Below are 14,189 nucleotides of genomic sequence, written 5' to 3'. Positions count from 1 at the left end.
GAAACCCAAAACTATCCGGCGAAGGAGATTGATGATCAATGTTCAACAACATGGCTCCACAACAACAACTTCATCAATGTGAACAAATTATTCAGCAATTGGCACAACAAACACAGCAAGGAACCGCCATGTATCAGCAGTTGCTGCAACAAGAGCAACAAAATGCATCCAGCCTTGAAAACCTGATGCAACGTGAACGTAATGCAGCTCAAATGATCCAAACCGCAATCCAGGACCACCAAAAAGCTATGCAACAATACCAACAAGTTATTCAACTGTGTAGTCAGCTGGAAAACACTATCCGCTCGAGCAGCCAAATGACTCAGCCTGGATTTGGCGATAACTATGCTTCCCGTAGTATGCAACCATCCACCTTTAGTGCAGGAAGCCATATGAATCACAGCTTTCCGCAGCATATGGGGTCGACCGGACAGCATTTTGCAGGCAGTGGTAACATGCAGCAGTTCGGAAACAGCAGTCAGCAAGGCATGAGAACAGTACCAAGCAGCATGTAAGCTGTTTTACACAAAAAAAGGGTGAACAGCAGGCCGTCAAATCGGCTTGTTGTTCACCTCTTTTTCATATCATTTAAGCCCTTTCATCAGCTGTTGCTAGTTTAATTCCCGTTCGGCCAGCACCTTCATTCCGTCTCGCAAATACTCAGCCAGCCCGGGGCGATAGCCTTCATACATTTTATTGAAATCCTCATGCTCGACATACAAATCTCCCAGCCCGCTATAAATTTCTGCGGTAGGAGTATAAAATCGGCTTACCCATTGAAGATGACGGCGGATCAGCGCCTGTACTTCTTCACTGTTATGCTTCAATCCTTTATTCATGGCTTCAGCCAGCCGTCGATGAATCTGGTCAGCCTCTGCCTGCGAATCCAAATAATCCTCTTTGCTCCAGTTCTCCGTCGCCGTCTTGCTCTCCTGAATTGTTTTCTGAGCCTCTTGACCATAACGGTCTGTCAAATCATGTTCATACATTTCCTGCTTTTCCGGGTTAAACCCTTGGTACATTTGCTCTGGTTTCATTGCTTGTTCCCCTTTCAAATGAGCCACCGTTTCGTCGATGGTTTGTAGGAGAGTATGCAAGCGGAAGACTTTGGCCTCGACCTTGGCTCGATGCTCTTGCAAAACCTCGGCCTTTTGTTCCTTGGTTTGCTCCAGCACATTTCCAATTTCAGATAAAGGCAAATCCAGTTCCCTATATACCATGATTTGCTGAAGCCTCAACAGTTGTTCCTGTTCGTAATAGCGATATCCATTATTTCCAATATGATGCGGTTTCAGCAATCCTATTTCATCATAATAATGCAAGGTTCGTACGCTGATTCCCGACAGATTAGATACTTCCTTCACCGTATAAGCCATTCCGCTTCACCTCCCTTGCCTGACAGTCTACAGTCTCACGTGGCGTGAGAGTCAACGCCCCCACTTGCCCACCTTGGTACTACACTTTTACCCTATAAGCGCATTGTGAACCGCTCATTTACCAACCATTTTTCATACTTGCGACCTACAATCGGCATCTTTAGATAACTATGCAAAAAAAGCCCACCAACGCGTATTTTCAAATATGCCGGGGGCTCCATATATTCGATTTGACTTAACCACTATTTACAGATCAAACGATACCTAAGAGAGGCTTTTTCCCATAACCACACGATCATAAAAAGCTATCTTTTGAATAATTTTCTCCAAATTGTGCTGCGTTTGTGCCACATGTTCCTCCACCTTCTTTTTGTGGGCTACAAGGAAATCTCTTCTCTCTTGGATTGTGGCTTCTCCTTTTACATTTAGCTCAAGGTATGCCTTAATTTCTTCAATGGTCATCCCTGTATCTTTCATAGCCATAAGGAACCTGATCCAATCGATTTGTTTTTCGGTATATACCCTTCTTCCCCCTTCATCCCGACCGACATCAGGTAATATGCCTTCTTTTTCATAATAACGAAGGGTAGATGCGGGCAATCCGCTCTTGATTTGAACTTCTTTAATGGAGTACATGGTTATTCCCCTCCTCATTCTTAAATTTTCTCTTCAAGTCAGCTTTAACGATAAGTATAAGTTTTCATAGTAAAGAGTGCAAAATTAAGATTCCTACTACCTTACAGCAGCGAGGCAACCTTCTTATTGCCCGTCAGTCCGGACAGAAAATAGAACGTGGGCATTTGTGCCTCATAACCAAAATCGTCAACATGGCTGATAATATCGTCCACAATCTGGTCGGTCTGAAGACCTTCACGTGCTAATCGAGTTCATACCCGCACCGCCTTATATTGCATCCAATTCTACACACCAAACGCCACCTCATACAGCATGGGAATCGATTGCCTCCACAGCTTGCTCCTTATCCCGTATTACTAAAAATTTTATTGCCAACTAGAATATTATTTATGAATATATATCGGTAATTCTTTATAATTACCCTCACACACCCCTCAATAAATAAACACATATTGGTAATTACTTGTATACTTTTCAACAGTTTACTAAATATATGCGATTGCTTCTCTAAGCCTATTCTTTTTTATCATAACTATTTAGTATTATAAGGATATAAAAAAGGAGGTTATCATTTGAAAAGTACAGGTATGACACGTCCCCTAGATGCGTTAGGCCGTATCGTTATTCCCAAAGAAATGCGAATTTCCATGGATTATAATGTGGGTGATCCTGTTGAGATTTTTGCAGATGAGGAAACCGGTATTCTCGCCTTTCGAAAATATACTGGGGTGACGTGTAAAATGTGTGGTTCAACAGAACAATTAACTTATTTTAGAGACAGCTTTATTTGCGGGGAATGTATTGAGAGTTTAAAGAAGGGGGTAAATTTCAGCCCAGTCCTAAGACCAGCCAAATCAGCTTTATCCAACTCACAACGATCTAATAAAGAGTCCAAACGTCTGCGGCGATCGACACAACAGATGATCGAAAGTCTAAAAGAATTAATGCAAAAGCACCCCAATGCAGCACAGCACGAATATGCCAAAATACTTGAGGTTTCCCAAGCCCGTATATCCCAGCTCAAAAAAATGCTATAACCACAGCTTGATACCCTACATAGATATACACCAGTGATTTCATCATGTACAGCTACTTTTGAACCGTGATACGCAGCATCATAGCTAACCGACAAAATGCAAAAACGTTCATGCGAAAATTCCAAACCAGGTATAAAGACCCACTGAATGACTTACAAGCGAGAACGCCTATAGCAAAAGGCAGTGCTACATTTAATATTGGTTCCTGAATTAAAAAATGGCCTTCTTTAATTAGAGAAGGTCATTTCATTTATTTATTCATTTTTCTGTAGTAAAACATCCTATACTTTTCCTTTTCGTCGGCTTTTCGTCAATTCATTACATCTTCTCCTCATAAAAAATAATATTCGTTTTATAGATAGAGAAAGGATGTGTGAACCTAATATGAACAAACCTGCTCAAATTTTTTCTATTCTTATACTTTCCGTAAGTGTAAGTGTGTTTGCTGGTTGTGGAAAGCAGGAAACAACAGATACATCTACCAATGAAACAGTACCAACAACCTCAGAAACGGTAGTCAAAGAAGGAACAGATCAACCAGCCGCCCTGGAAAGTTTCCATTCCTTCTCATTGCGGAACTTTTCAGAGCCTCGCGAACGTGATGTAATCGACTTGGGCAGGCTCTGCCGATTCGATCCGAAGTGCCCGGTTGATCTGTCCCCGGTGATATTGTCCATGTAAGAGGACCTGCAACAGGCTGTCCCGGACGGACGTTCGGAACGGAACCCCGCTCTGGTTCGCATAGTCGATCATCTCATCCAACTCGGATTCCTCGAGCCCTTCGATATAGACACGATATTGTTCGGCGTTTTCTTCGAACATCGTCCGGATCGCCGACAGGTCTTCAGCTTCCTCCCACAACGAATATTGCGCGCTGCCCTTGCCCTGCAATCGGGACAGCCAGACTCGTTCCGCGACCGCGACGTGCCGAACCAGCTTCAGAAGGTCCTTGTTCTTCGTCTCACTCTCCTCGAGCGCGTCCAAGATGCGTCCGTCCGCCCAGTACAGGTGGTCCATCATGCACTTGATCGTCTTCATTTCGGTTTCCCCCTCTTCATCTCATCGATTACTTGAACCTACTGTTAACCGTTAGTTTAATCATTTGAATGAACTAAAACAACCTTTTTTGGGGTGAATTCCTTGTTGCTGTAAACTTCCAAGGAGAAACGTGCAATTTCAAAGGGTTTAGTGGCTTGTCGCTCCCTTTTGGGAAGAACTCATGGGAGATTAAGCCTACTCTGGTTGCTGCACCATCCTCATTTTACGTTTAGCCTTGAAAGATCTTTGATACTTTAATTTCATAACCCTTCTCAGGCACTGCCTTTTTTAAAAAATCATTTGGCTAGGTCTATTTTGTTATTGTCTTTTTGGGGCTACGACCATCCTTCATTATATTCCATTTTTAAATATTAATTAAAGAACATACGCGGGTAGCAGTAGTGATTTAAAAGAGCCTTATCTTAATCTAGCACTAAGAAAACACTTTATTTTCATCTGATAATCACGTAGAAGGTGCCAAAAAAGCCTATCTAATGAACAGACATACGCAAAACGTATTATCTATGTCCATCAGATAGGCTTTTATATAACTACTACCGTTTAATAACGATCAGCTTTGTTTCCAGCATTTCTTCCATGGCATACTTTACGCCTTCGCGTCCGGTGCCACTTTGCTTCACACCACCATACGGCATATGGTCGACACGGAAGCTTGGAATGTCATTGATCACCACGCCGCCAACCTCAAGCTTGTCTGCTGCATCCAGCGCAGTCGTGATATTACGTGTGTAAATTCCCGCCTGCAGGCCATAGATCGAATCATTCACATGGTTTACGGCTTCATCTATAGAGCTAACAGAATGAATCAGCACAAGCGGGGCAAACACTTCACGACAGGATACCTTGGAAGTCGGGTCCACATTAAGCAAAACCGTCGGCTCCAAAATACCTCCCTTGACTTGGCCACCCAGAGCGATTCTCGCACCTGCTTGAACGGCTTCTTCCAGCCACTCACGGACACGTTCGACATCCTTGGCTGAAATAAGCGCGGATACATCCGTGTCCGGCTCTAGCGGATCTCCCATTTTTAAACGTTGAGTTGCTTCTATAAATCGGAATACAAAGGTATCATACAGTTCATCGACAACGTAAATACGTTGAACTGATATGCACACCTGCCCTTGATTGGCAAAGGCTCCACTCACACAACGGTCGATGACCGCTTCCACATCCGTATCACGGTCGATAATAACGGCCGCGTTGGAACCCAGCTCCAGCGTGACCCGTTTCAAGCCAGCCTTGGAGCGAATTTCTGTACCGACCGCCGGGCTACCGGTAAAAGTGATATAGCTGACGCGCGGATCAGTGACAAGTACGTCGCCATTGGTTTTACCATCGCCGCTGATCACGTTAAGAGCGCCCGCAGGCAATCCAGCATGCTCTAGCAGCTCTGCGATTAGGTAAGCCGACAACGGCGTCTGCTCCGCAGGCTTTAATACGACTGTATTGCCTGCTGCCAGCGCGGGACCCACTTTATGAGCGACCAGATTCATCGGAAAGTTAAATGGTGTAATAGCTCCTACTACTCCGACAGGTTCTTTGAGCGTGTAGGCCATACGGCCCTCGCCGCCCGGTGCGGCATCCAGCGGAATGGTTTCCCCGTGAATCCGTTTGGCTTCTTCAGCTGCGAACTTGTAGGTTTGCACCGTCCGGTCAACCTCCGCCAGCGCAGCTTTCCATGGTTTTGACGCTTCGCGTGCAATGATGCGCGCTGCATCCTCACGCCGCTCTTCCAGCAGGTCAGCCAGCTTCTCCAAAATGGCTGACCGCTGGTGCGCAGGCATGGCCCGCATCTCCGAGCGTGCATCAGAGGCCGCCTGAATAGCAGCCTTGGCATCTTCTGGCGTGGCCACTGCCACCTCAGCAATGATTTCCCCGGAATACGGTGATTTCAACATCGTGTACGATGAAGCTGCCTTCCATTCTCCTCCAATAAATAAATGCTGCTGCATGCTTTTTCCTCCTTATCTCTATATTAACGTCTCTTTTACCATCTATTTTACCGTCAGCACCGGACAAGGTGCATGCTGAATCACATGATGGCTCACGCTGCCCAGTATCATTTCAGAAACAAGTCCTTTTCCCCGTGTTCCCATAATGATCAGATCCACCTTTTCCTGATCTGCAACTTCACAAATGACACTCGCCGGATTACCATGACCCGCCAACATACGGCAAGGGATGTCCGCGTCCTTTAAATAGTCGGATGCAGGTTCCAGGATATGACGACCTTCCTCTTCGATCCGCTCATCCACATCAATCCCAATCGGTGGCTCATTCATGGATAAAGCCGGGTTTACATGCAATACAGTCAGATGCGGGTCCCCCTGAAGCTGCTTAGACAACGTTTTGGCGGTCTCCAACGCCTTCATAGCATGTTCCGAACCATCAATCGCGACCAGAATCTGTTTGAATTCGCTCATCCTCTTTTCCTCCTCAGAAGTTCAATGTTAGTGTGCATCTACCTGAATATCCTGCATATGTCGACGACGTCCGATCAGCACAACTACACCAATCAGGACCATCAATGCTCCAAAATAAAACGGGGTTTCTGCTGAGTACCACTCTGACAGCTTCCCTGCAAGCCACGGCGAAATGGCCCCGCCCAAAAACCGCATGAAGCTGTAGGCCGCAGATGCTGTCGAGCGCTCCACTGGAGCAGCCTGCATAACAGCAGTTGTAATCAATGTATTGTTAATCCCCAGGAAAATACCAGCTACAATGACGGCGACAATGACAGTCGTTGGCGAACCGGCTACCGTCCCAATCGCCATAACACCTAAATCAATGGCAAACAGCGTCAGCATGATACTAATGGAAGATACCACGCTCAAGCGTGCTTGAATCTTCGGTGCTACAAACACCGAGGTAAAGGCCAGCATAATTCCCCAGCCAAAAAACACATAACCCAAACCATGCTCGTCCAGATGCATTACATATGGAGAATACGCCATCAACGTAAAAAATCCAAAGTTATATAACAATGCTACAATGCCGAGCGTGAGCAAAGCCGGATAACTAAGCGCTTTAAACGGATCGGCAATGGAACCGCGTTTTTTGGGCTTTGGAATCGAAGGCAGCATAAACGTAATGAACAAAAATCCCACTACCATCAGTCCGGCTACACCGAAAAATGGACCGCGCCAGGAAATGGAACCTAACTCACCGCCCAGCAACGGACCCACTGAAATCCCTAGGCCCAATGCCGCTTCATACAAAATAATTGCTTTAGCTGTTCCAGAAGTGGACAGACCAACAATCGCAGACAACGCTGTTGCGATAAACAAAGCGTTCCCCAAACCCCAGCCTGCCCGGTAACCCACAATTCCGCCAACTGTATTGGCCGTGCCGCCCAGTCCGGCAAACACAATAATAAACAAAATCCCTGTTAGTAGTGTCCATTTGACACCCAATCGACTAGATACGACGCCTGTAATCAGCATCGCAACGCCTGTTACCAGATTATAGCTGGTGAATAGCAATGACACTTGGCTTTTCGTAGCATGAAGCTGATCAGCAATGGCCGGAAGAATCGGATCGACCAATCCCAGACCCATAAATGAAATAACACAGGCAAAGGCGACCGCCCATACCGCTTTGGGCTGAGACAGTAAGCCTGAGCGTTCTTTTAACTCTTCAGGTAATGCATGTTGTGAACTCATATATGATGTTACCTCCACATCTGAATGTAAATGTTCTTGCTATGATGGGTCGCGATCAAGTTCCTCATCCAAAAGGATTTTGCGTTCACGAACCCTGACCCGTAACTCCTCCAACTCAGTCTGGAGCATACGGATGCTGTTGATTTTTCCCTCCATTAATTCCAACTGTTCGTTCAGTGTACCTTCCATATCCTCCAACATGGCCCGTCGCTCGTTCGGTTGCAAATGCTCCGTTCGCTCGCGATATTCCTCCCGCTGACCCTTGAGCATTTCCGCTGCGGACATGTAACGCTGAAGCTCTTGCAAGGAGAATCCAAGTACTTCCTTGGCACTCACTATTTTTTTTAGTAAATCCACATCCTCCTGCGTATACAGGCGCATATTTCCTTCACTGCGTTGCGGGGAGGGCAATAATCCGATTTCCTCATAATAACGAATAGTTCGCTTCGTCAGACCACTTTGCTTGGCGACCTCATCAATTTTATACGTAACCATGACACCCACCTTATGAAAAAGATTATATATAAATACTACGCCTATATAACGTTAACGTCAACGTCAACGTCAACTTTTACACAAAAAAGAAACCGCCCCTGTTGGAGACGGTTCCTAGTTTGGTTTGCACGGCCATAGACCCGAAGCATCGGCGCTCAAGCCCATGATTATCGCTTTAGATGAAAATGGTACGTGTGATGATAACCAGCAAAATAAAGAGTACCAGAATAACACCAGTGGAAGTAAACATGTTATAGCCGCCACCACCGCAACCTCTTTCTACTTCACCCATCTTAAGTTCCTCCTCCCTCTGTCGATTAGAACAAATCGCCCGAAATCAGATTCATGAGCTACGAATTAGATGACGAATGCTTTGGAAATAATAACGAGCAGAATGAAAAGTACCAGAATCGCTCCTGTAGATGTAAAAGCTCCATAACCAGCGCCTACTCCAGACATGGTGATTCCTCCCTTCATGGTTTACAAAAGCATCTTATGCTTATGCCGTCATCCATGATAGGGACAAATGCCGCGCCTGCCGCCCAAATCTAGGTTGGGGTTGTACAGTCCTGTTATTCTTCAGACCCGAGCATACCGTGATACAGAAGGTTTCGTGCCTGCTTGGCAAGCACAGACGGACTTTCACGTCCAGGCAGCAATTTCGTTAACGTCAGCCGTTCAATCAAGCCGATCACGCATTCTGCTGTCAGTTCAGGGTCCAGTTCCTCACGGCAGGAGCCCCATCGTTGCGCCGCCAGCAGATGCTTTTTGATATGCTCGACCATTTCCGCCTTAATGCGCACTGAGTCTGCCGCCTGGTAAAATCCGACACGAGTGATCGCCGGATTATTAGACAACACGCGAAAAATAGCTTCCAGAAACACTTGTCCCCGTTGCAAAATTTCAGCTTCGCTTTGATCCGGGCCTATCTTCATGCTTTGTACCGTTTCATTCACCAAAGTACGAAAGCTCTCCACAAGCTCATCATACATCTGTTCCTTGCTTTCAAAATGAATATAAAAATCCGGCTGCGTCAATCCTGCGCGTGCCGCGATCGAACTTACCTTTGTCTGATAAAACCCCGTCTGAGCGAACTCTTCAGCCCCTGCTTCCAGTAACAACCGTCGACTCTCCCGACTTCTGACTCCTGCTCCCATCACGGTCTTGCCCCCTTACGCCACAAATCTATCGTATTATAAAGTTCCTTTGCAGTAAGAACAACGGGCTTGAGGATGATATATACCTGTCCTTCAAAAGTCCTAATACGGAAGGACTGAAAGTTTCGGAAAATCAAGGGCATCTCCCTACAAGGTATAATTAACCAGTCTGATGGCGAGCGAGCAGGATTTATTACGCTCAGTGATGAGGACAATATTTGCGCATCATCTCAATCGTCGTCAGATCATCATCCAGCCCCCGTTGTTGCAAGCCGTCGATAATTTTCTGACGTTCCTGATCTTTGACATTTTGACCGAATTTAAACTTGGCAGTCCATTCCTCCGGTACAATTTTGATCAGAGCGACCCCTTTCAAACGTGAAGCATACCGAGAATCGCTAGCATCAATCGTGTCATACCCGCCTTCCGGTTGCAGCTTACTCATAAAAATGGAAAAGGCCCATGCTTTTTCTTCCAAATCCACTACATGCTCCGCATGACCACGCACGGTAATGCTTTTAAAAAATGAAGTCGCCGGACATGCCATATGTTCATCCGTAAAATAAGATGGAATGAGCGCATATTCTTTGGCGGCTGAAAAAGTAACCCGATTATCCTCTTTCATCCGTTCCATCTTTTCTCCAGCACGGCTGCCATGAATATAAAAAATGCCATTTCCATAAGCGAAATTCAAGGGAACCACACGCGGAAAACCATCCTCGCTGTTCATGCCTAAAAATCCGAAACTGACCTCGCTTAGAAACTGCTCTATTTCCTCTAGTTCTGCCACCGCAAATTCTTTCCTTCTCATAGTGAACTCTCCTTCCATCTATTGACCAATGATACATTTCAGATTATGTTGAAAATGGATTCATAAAAAGACCCAATATGAACGAAAATGAGTGGCCCAATCGAAGGAGAAGAATATGGATATTACGATTGCTTATCAGCGCGCGCTTCAAAAATATCATCTAAAATATTTGGCATTGTATCATGCTCTTCGTGAGGGAATCCTCAATGGTTCCCTTGCCAGTGGTACGCGTCTGCCTTCCACTCGTGATCTGGCTGTGATGTATGGAATTTCGCGAGGGAGTGTTAAAGAAGCATACGATATGCTGCTGGCAGAAGGATATGTAGACTCGGCAGTAGGCAGAGGAACCTTTGTTATGCAACAGACAGCGGTGCTACCAAACCCATCTCAAATCGGCCAGCAGAATCAGAATCCACCCGTTGCCAAGCAAAAATCCCCTACTCTGTCAGCATGGGGACAACGAATCATGCAGATCGAAAGGGAACGAAACTTACAGCCGTCTCCTGCTTCTGCTACAGATAGAGACCGTACGCAACAGCCCTTGATTTCTTTTCAGGCAGGAGAAGTTGTATTGGAGGGCAATTCACAGATCGCATGGAAAAGTGCACTGACTGCCGCTGGAAAAGATCTGCAAAAGCCCTCGGCTGACGAGACGATTGCACCAGTGAGCGGTGATGAATGGCTGCGTGAAGCGATTTGCCATCATGTTGGCAGAACACGCGGAATTACGGCCAGCCCGGATCAAGTCGTATTATGCAGTGGTTCCATGGAAGTAATCACGTTATTAAGTCAGTTGCTTATTCATGAACAAGATCGAATTGTATTGGAGAATCCCTGTTATTCCGGTATCTACCGTGCAGTTACTGCCTCAGGCGGACAGATACTCGCTGCCGAAATGGATCAACACGGAATTGTCCCACAGGATTGGGATTCCAAATTGCTGTTTGTTACACCTGGACGACAGTTTCCAACCGGTGCAGTGTTGCCATTAACACGCCGTCAACATATTTTGCAATGGGCAGCATCCAAGGGAGCATGGATCATTGAGGACGATTATGACAGTGAATTCCGCTGGGCAGGACGCCCCATTGAACCGTTAAAAGCACTGGATCGCGCAGAATGTGTCATCTATGTCGGCTCCTTTTCCAAAAGCATGTTCAGCAGCCTTCGACTCGGATTTGCAATCCTGCCCGTTGAATTAGCCCAAGCGCTGACAGCTGCCAAACGACTATACGATCCCCTGCCGCCTGCCCGCTTGGAACAGCGCGCACTGGCACGTTTTATGATGCGCGGCGACTACGTTCGTCATGTGCGTCGGATGACTCGCATATACAGATCACGCTACGACGTATTCCAACGTGAAATACAGCAGTTGAATGAACTGTTTCACTGGCATCAGAACGATTGCGGGCTACATGCCTATGCCATCTGGAAGCATGAGTCTGCCCAGTATCATCATTTGATGCAGACAGCACGATTTTACGGAGTCACGTGGCGTGATGCCGCCGATTACCAACTGACACCGGGACCTCCATCTGCCTGCTTTATCTTTGCTCATTTAACGGAGCAACAAATTATTGAAGGGTGTAACCGTCTGCGCCAGGCTTGGGACAGTATCAAACATGAGTATCACGGAGCAAAGCTGAGGCTTTAAAAAGGTGCTCCATTCGCACTTTGTATATAGCAAATTAGACTAACGATAAAGAAGACTTGCCCTTTCCATTCCCTTACTTTTTCATATGATGCTAGTAACTTAAAAGAATTGGAGTGAGAGAAATGGCAATTAGTCCTCTTTGTAGACAGTTTGCAGCTATATTAAAAGCAACACCTCAAATCATTAACGGAGTTTGTACTGCATCTACAGTCAGAAATAACATCAAGCCGATCATTTTAGGGAAAAAGACCAGATCCTTTCTTGCAATACCCCAAGCATTTTCTTTCGAAAGTATTGGCCGTAACGGAAAAGGATTATGTCTTGGTGAAACCGTGATTTTGACCGCAGAAATTAATCCGTTTATTTCTCGACTTCGTAAACATGATATCAAAGTGACGGCACTGCACAATCACTGGCTATTTGATAACCCCAATCTCTGGTACATCCACTTCGAAAAAGTAGAAAAACCGCTTGTTTTCGCCACAGAAGTGCGTGACGCGCTTAATGTCTTGACAACGAAGCCTGTACGGCCGGTTATTAAGAAAAAGTAAGCTATCAATAAATGCAAAGATCCGCTTTGGCGGGTCTTTTTTTGTTATGGGCGGAACATAGGACAAAACAGATTAATATTCTACATTAGCCCATTTATCTAAAAGGAGAGCTTTATGAAAAACAAATTAATCTTTGATTATATTGTCGTAGGAACAGGTCCTGCGGGTGCTGTAATAGCGAAAACCCTTACGGATGATAAGCAAACATCGGTTCTTGTGCTGGAAGCAGGGGAAAATAACGATAAAGATAAACCCATTAGGGACTCTACCTTTGCCCCGGAGCTGGAGGAACAATTTTTCCCTGAATACTTTTGGCAAGGGGAAGGCATTCCACAAAATGGAGTAGACGATCGGTCATTCGAATGGACCACAGGACGGCTGCTAGGCGGTGGCTCTTCAATTAACGGCGAGCAGTATGTACGGCCTACTTCGGCTGTATTTAGAGAATGGGAAAAACTTTTAGGCCCATTATGGTCACCTAGAAGAGCCATTCGCCGATTCAAAAAACTAGAAAAATATAATGGAGAAACGAATAATCCAAGGGTTCACGGATATAGCGGACGGATTGATATCAGGCAAGCTCCTGTAAATCCCACGTCTATGGCGCAAAAACTAACCTTGGCCATTGAACGTGCTACAGGTTTTCCGGAAATCCTCGATTATAACGATCCTAAAACTCCCCTTGGTCCCTTTACCCGATGGCAGTTGTTCCAAAAACCAAATGGACACAGGGAAAGCTCTTCAACCGCTTTTCTCTCGCCAGGCATCATGACTTCTTCCGGACAGGGCGTAAACGGCCGGAAGTTGAGGGTTTTCTTTAAATCAACAACTTTGCGCGTTCTTTTTACTAACAAGCGCGCTGTAGGAGTGGAATTCCTCCGTGAAGGAATATGTACACGAGCTTATGCGCGGAAGAAGGTTATCGTCTCAGCAGGCATTAACAGCGCCCAGTTATTAATGCTATCCGGAATCGGACCTGAAAAATCGCTTAAAGACAAAGGGATTCATGTAGTATTTAATAATCCCAATGTAGGCAAACGCCTGCGTAACCATACTCTGAACTTTGCCTCCTTCTCAACCAATCCCAAGGATCGCGCACTGCCTTCTAATGATCCAAGTGCTCTATATACGGGTGGAGCCTTCTTGCCTGATCCCAATGGAACGGAGGACCATCGTCGGGCGGTTCAAATGCTAGGTATAGGTTCGGAAGGCATGCTTACCTTAGGTTTGATTTACTTACGCCCTGCAAGCCGGGGATCGATCAAACTGCAAAACAACGACCCTCTGAAAATCGTGCTTGCAGATGAAGGCTTTCTCTCGAATCCCGAGGACATGGAAGCGGTGAAAAACATATATAAAAATTATGTCAAAAACATAGCGGCAGAGCTGACGGCCATTGATCCATCATATCAGCTCGTTTCTCCTACGCTTGACGTTATTGACAACGACTCTAACCTGGAGGAGTTTATCAAGCAAAATTTTGGCCATAATCATCACCAGCAAGGCTCTCTTCGCATGGCCCCATTAAATAGAGGAGGCGTCGTGGATCGCAGAGGTAACGTGCATGGAGTCAAAAATTTAATCGTTGCCGATGCTTCCATCATCCCCTTCACGGTCGATGGCAACACATCCGCTGCTGCATACCTGATAGGATATACCATAGCACGACAATTAAAGCTGCTGGATAAAAATATACGCGCTCGAAAGTTAAGACGGCAACGATATGAAGAATATGAAGAGTAGCCTGAGAC

Annotated in this window: 15 protein-coding genes; 5 read left to right on the top strand and 10 right to left on the bottom strand. The window is 45.8% G+C overall.

Annotated features, from left to right (window positions below; translation table 11 throughout):
- Window positions 1-38: 38 nt before the first annotated feature.
- The gene (locus tag MLD56_RS03720; protein WP_029515825.1) at window positions 39-515 is read left to right on the top strand and encodes a hypothetical protein; all 477 of its coding nucleotides are present in this window, start codon (window positions 39-41) and stop codon (window positions 513-515) included.
- Between the two features lie 96 nt (window positions 516-611).
- On the opposite strand, the gene MLD56_RS03715 is transcribed toward MLD56_RS03720, so the two are convergent.
- Entirely contained in the window at window positions 612-1,376 is a 765-nt protein-coding gene (locus MLD56_RS03715; RefSeq protein ID WP_029515826.1) for a MerR family transcriptional regulator, read from the bottom strand.
- A gap of 264 nt (window positions 1,377-1,640) precedes the next feature.
- Window positions 1,641-2,012, bottom strand: a complete 372-nt coding sequence (locus MLD56_RS03710) for a MerR family transcriptional regulator (protein ID WP_029515827.1) — start codon at window positions 2,010-2,012, stop codon at window positions 1,641-1,643.
- A gap of 572 nt (window positions 2,013-2,584) precedes the next feature.
- Between MLD56_RS03710 and MLD56_RS03705 the strand changes: the two genes are divergently transcribed.
- A complete protein-coding gene (locus MLD56_RS03705; RefSeq protein ID WP_029515828.1) occupies window positions 2,585-3,049 on the top strand; it encodes an AbrB/MazE/SpoVT family DNA-binding domain-containing protein in 465 nt (154 codons plus the stop codon).
- 582 nt (window positions 3,050-3,631) lie between these two features.
- On the opposite strand, the gene MLD56_RS03700 is transcribed toward MLD56_RS03705, so the two are convergent.
- The 8 genes from MLD56_RS03700 to MLD56_RS03665 form a co-directional block, all read right to left on the bottom strand.
- The gene (locus MLD56_RS03700; protein WP_029515829.1) at window positions 3,632-4,087 is read right to left on the bottom strand and encodes a DinB family protein; all 456 of its coding nucleotides are present in this window, start codon (window positions 4,085-4,087) and stop codon (window positions 3,632-3,634) included.
- A gap of 554 nt (window positions 4,088-4,641) precedes the next feature.
- Window positions 4,642-6,060, bottom strand: a complete 1,419-nt coding sequence (locus MLD56_RS03695) for an aldehyde dehydrogenase family protein (RefSeq protein ID WP_029515830.1) — start codon at window positions 6,058-6,060, stop codon at window positions 4,642-4,644.
- Between the two features lie 42 nt (window positions 6,061-6,102).
- A complete protein-coding gene (locus MLD56_RS03690; protein ID WP_029515831.1) occupies window positions 6,103-6,531 on the bottom strand; it encodes a universal stress protein in 429 nt (142 codons plus the stop codon).
- A 27-nt stretch (window positions 6,532-6,558) separates the two neighbouring features.
- Window positions 6,559-7,770 carry an MFS transporter gene (locus tag MLD56_RS03685; RefSeq protein ID WP_029515832.1) on the bottom strand — a complete coding sequence of 404 codons (1,212 nt, stop codon included), beginning with the start codon at window positions 7,768-7,770 and terminating at the stop codon, window positions 6,559-6,561.
- 39 nt (window positions 7,771-7,809) lie between these two features.
- The gene (locus MLD56_RS03680) at window positions 7,810-8,265 is read right to left on the bottom strand and encodes a MerR family transcriptional regulator (protein ID WP_029515833.1); all 456 of its coding nucleotides are present in this window, start codon (window positions 8,263-8,265) and stop codon (window positions 7,810-7,812) included.
- Between the two features lie 357 nt (window positions 8,266-8,622).
- Window positions 8,623-8,724, bottom strand: coding sequence for a hypothetical protein (locus tag MLD56_RS03675; RefSeq protein WP_014599460.1), 102 nt, complete (start codon window positions 8,722-8,724; stop codon window positions 8,623-8,625).
- 113 nt (window positions 8,725-8,837) lie between these two features.
- The gene (locus tag MLD56_RS03670) at window positions 8,838-9,422 is read right to left on the bottom strand and encodes a TetR/AcrR family transcriptional regulator (protein WP_029515834.1); all 585 of its coding nucleotides are present in this window, start codon (window positions 9,420-9,422) and stop codon (window positions 8,838-8,840) included.
- Window positions 9,423-9,621: 199 nt separating this feature from the next.
- Window positions 9,622-10,233, bottom strand: a complete 612-nt coding sequence (locus MLD56_RS03665) for a pyridoxamine 5'-phosphate oxidase family protein (RefSeq protein WP_029515835.1) — start codon at window positions 10,231-10,233, stop codon at window positions 9,622-9,624.
- A gap of 115 nt (window positions 10,234-10,348) precedes the next feature.
- On the opposite strand from MLD56_RS03665, the gene MLD56_RS03660 reads away from it, so the two are divergent.
- The 3 genes from MLD56_RS03660 (at window position 10,349) to MLD56_RS03650 (ending at window position 14,181) form a co-directional block, all read left to right on the top strand.
- Window positions 10,349-11,887, top strand: coding sequence for a MocR-like pyridoxine biosynthesis transcription factor PdxR (locus tag MLD56_RS03660; protein WP_029515836.1), 1,539 nt, complete (start codon window positions 10,349-10,351; stop codon window positions 11,885-11,887).
- 122 nt (window positions 11,888-12,009) lie between these two features.
- Window positions 12,010-12,438 (top strand): DUF1259 domain-containing protein, encoded by a 429-nt coding sequence (locus tag MLD56_RS03655; RefSeq protein WP_049816906.1) that lies wholly within the window; start codon window positions 12,010-12,012, stop codon window positions 12,436-12,438.
- A gap of 114 nt (window positions 12,439-12,552) precedes the next feature.
- Window positions 12,553-14,181, top strand: coding sequence for a GMC family oxidoreductase (locus MLD56_RS03650; RefSeq protein WP_029515838.1), 1,629 nt, complete (start codon window positions 12,553-12,555; stop codon window positions 14,179-14,181).
- Window positions 14,182-14,189: the final 8 nt, after the last annotated feature.

The organism is Paenibacillus peoriae (assembly GCF_022531965.1).
Taxonomy (GTDB): domain Bacteria; phylum Bacillota; class Bacilli; order Paenibacillales; family Paenibacillaceae; genus Paenibacillus; species Paenibacillus polymyxa_D.
Note: the sequence above shows the minus strand (reverse complement) of the source record. Positions and strands in the feature narration are given on the sequence as shown.

Coding starts and splice junctions, on each gene's coding strand:
- MLD56_RS03720 (WP_029515825.1), top strand. CDS start 39: ATGTTCAACAACATGGCTCCACAACAACAACTTCATCAATGTGAACAA.
- MLD56_RS03715 (WP_029515826.1), bottom strand. CDS start 1,376: ATGGCTTATACGGTGAAGGAAGTATCTAATCTGTCGGGAATCAGCGTA.
- MLD56_RS03710 (WP_029515827.1), bottom strand. CDS start 2,012: ATGTACTCCATTAAAGAAGTTCAAATCAAGAGCGGATTGCCCGCATCT.
- MLD56_RS03700 (WP_029515829.1), bottom strand. CDS start 4,087: ATGAAGACGATCAAGTGCATGATGGACCACCTGTACTGGGCGGACGGA.
- MLD56_RS03695 (WP_029515830.1), bottom strand. CDS start 6,060: ATGCAGCAGCATTTATTTATTGGAGGAGAATGGAAGGCAGCTTCATCG.
- MLD56_RS03690 (WP_029515831.1), bottom strand. CDS start 6,531: ATGAGCGAATTCAAACAGATTCTGGTCGCGATTGATGGTTCGGAACAT.
- MLD56_RS03685 (WP_029515832.1), bottom strand. CDS start 7,770: ATGAGTTCACAACATGCATTACCTGAAGAGTTAAAAGAACGCTCAGGC.
- MLD56_RS03680 (WP_029515833.1), bottom strand. CDS start 8,265: ATGGTTACGTATAAAATTGATGAGGTCGCCAAGCAAAGTGGTCTGACG.
- MLD56_RS03675 (WP_014599460.1), bottom strand. CDS start 8,724: ATGTCTGGAGTAGGCGCTGGTTATGGAGCTTTTACATCTACAGGAGCG.
- MLD56_RS03670 (WP_029515834.1), bottom strand. CDS start 9,422: ATGGGAGCAGGAGTCAGAAGTCGGGAGAGTCGACGGTTGTTACTGGAA.
- MLD56_RS03665 (WP_029515835.1), bottom strand. CDS start 10,233: ATGAGAAGGAAAGAATTTGCGGTGGCAGAACTAGAGGAAATAGAGCAG.
- MLD56_RS03660 (WP_029515836.1), top strand. CDS start 10,349: ATGGATATTACGATTGCTTATCAGCGCGCGCTTCAAAAATATCATCTA.
- MLD56_RS03655 (WP_049816906.1), top strand. CDS start 12,010: ATGGCAATTAGTCCTCTTTGTAGACAGTTTGCAGCTATATTAAAAGCA.
- MLD56_RS03650 (WP_029515838.1), top strand. CDS start 12,553: ATGAAAAACAAATTAATCTTTGATTATATTGTCGTAGGAACAGGTCCT.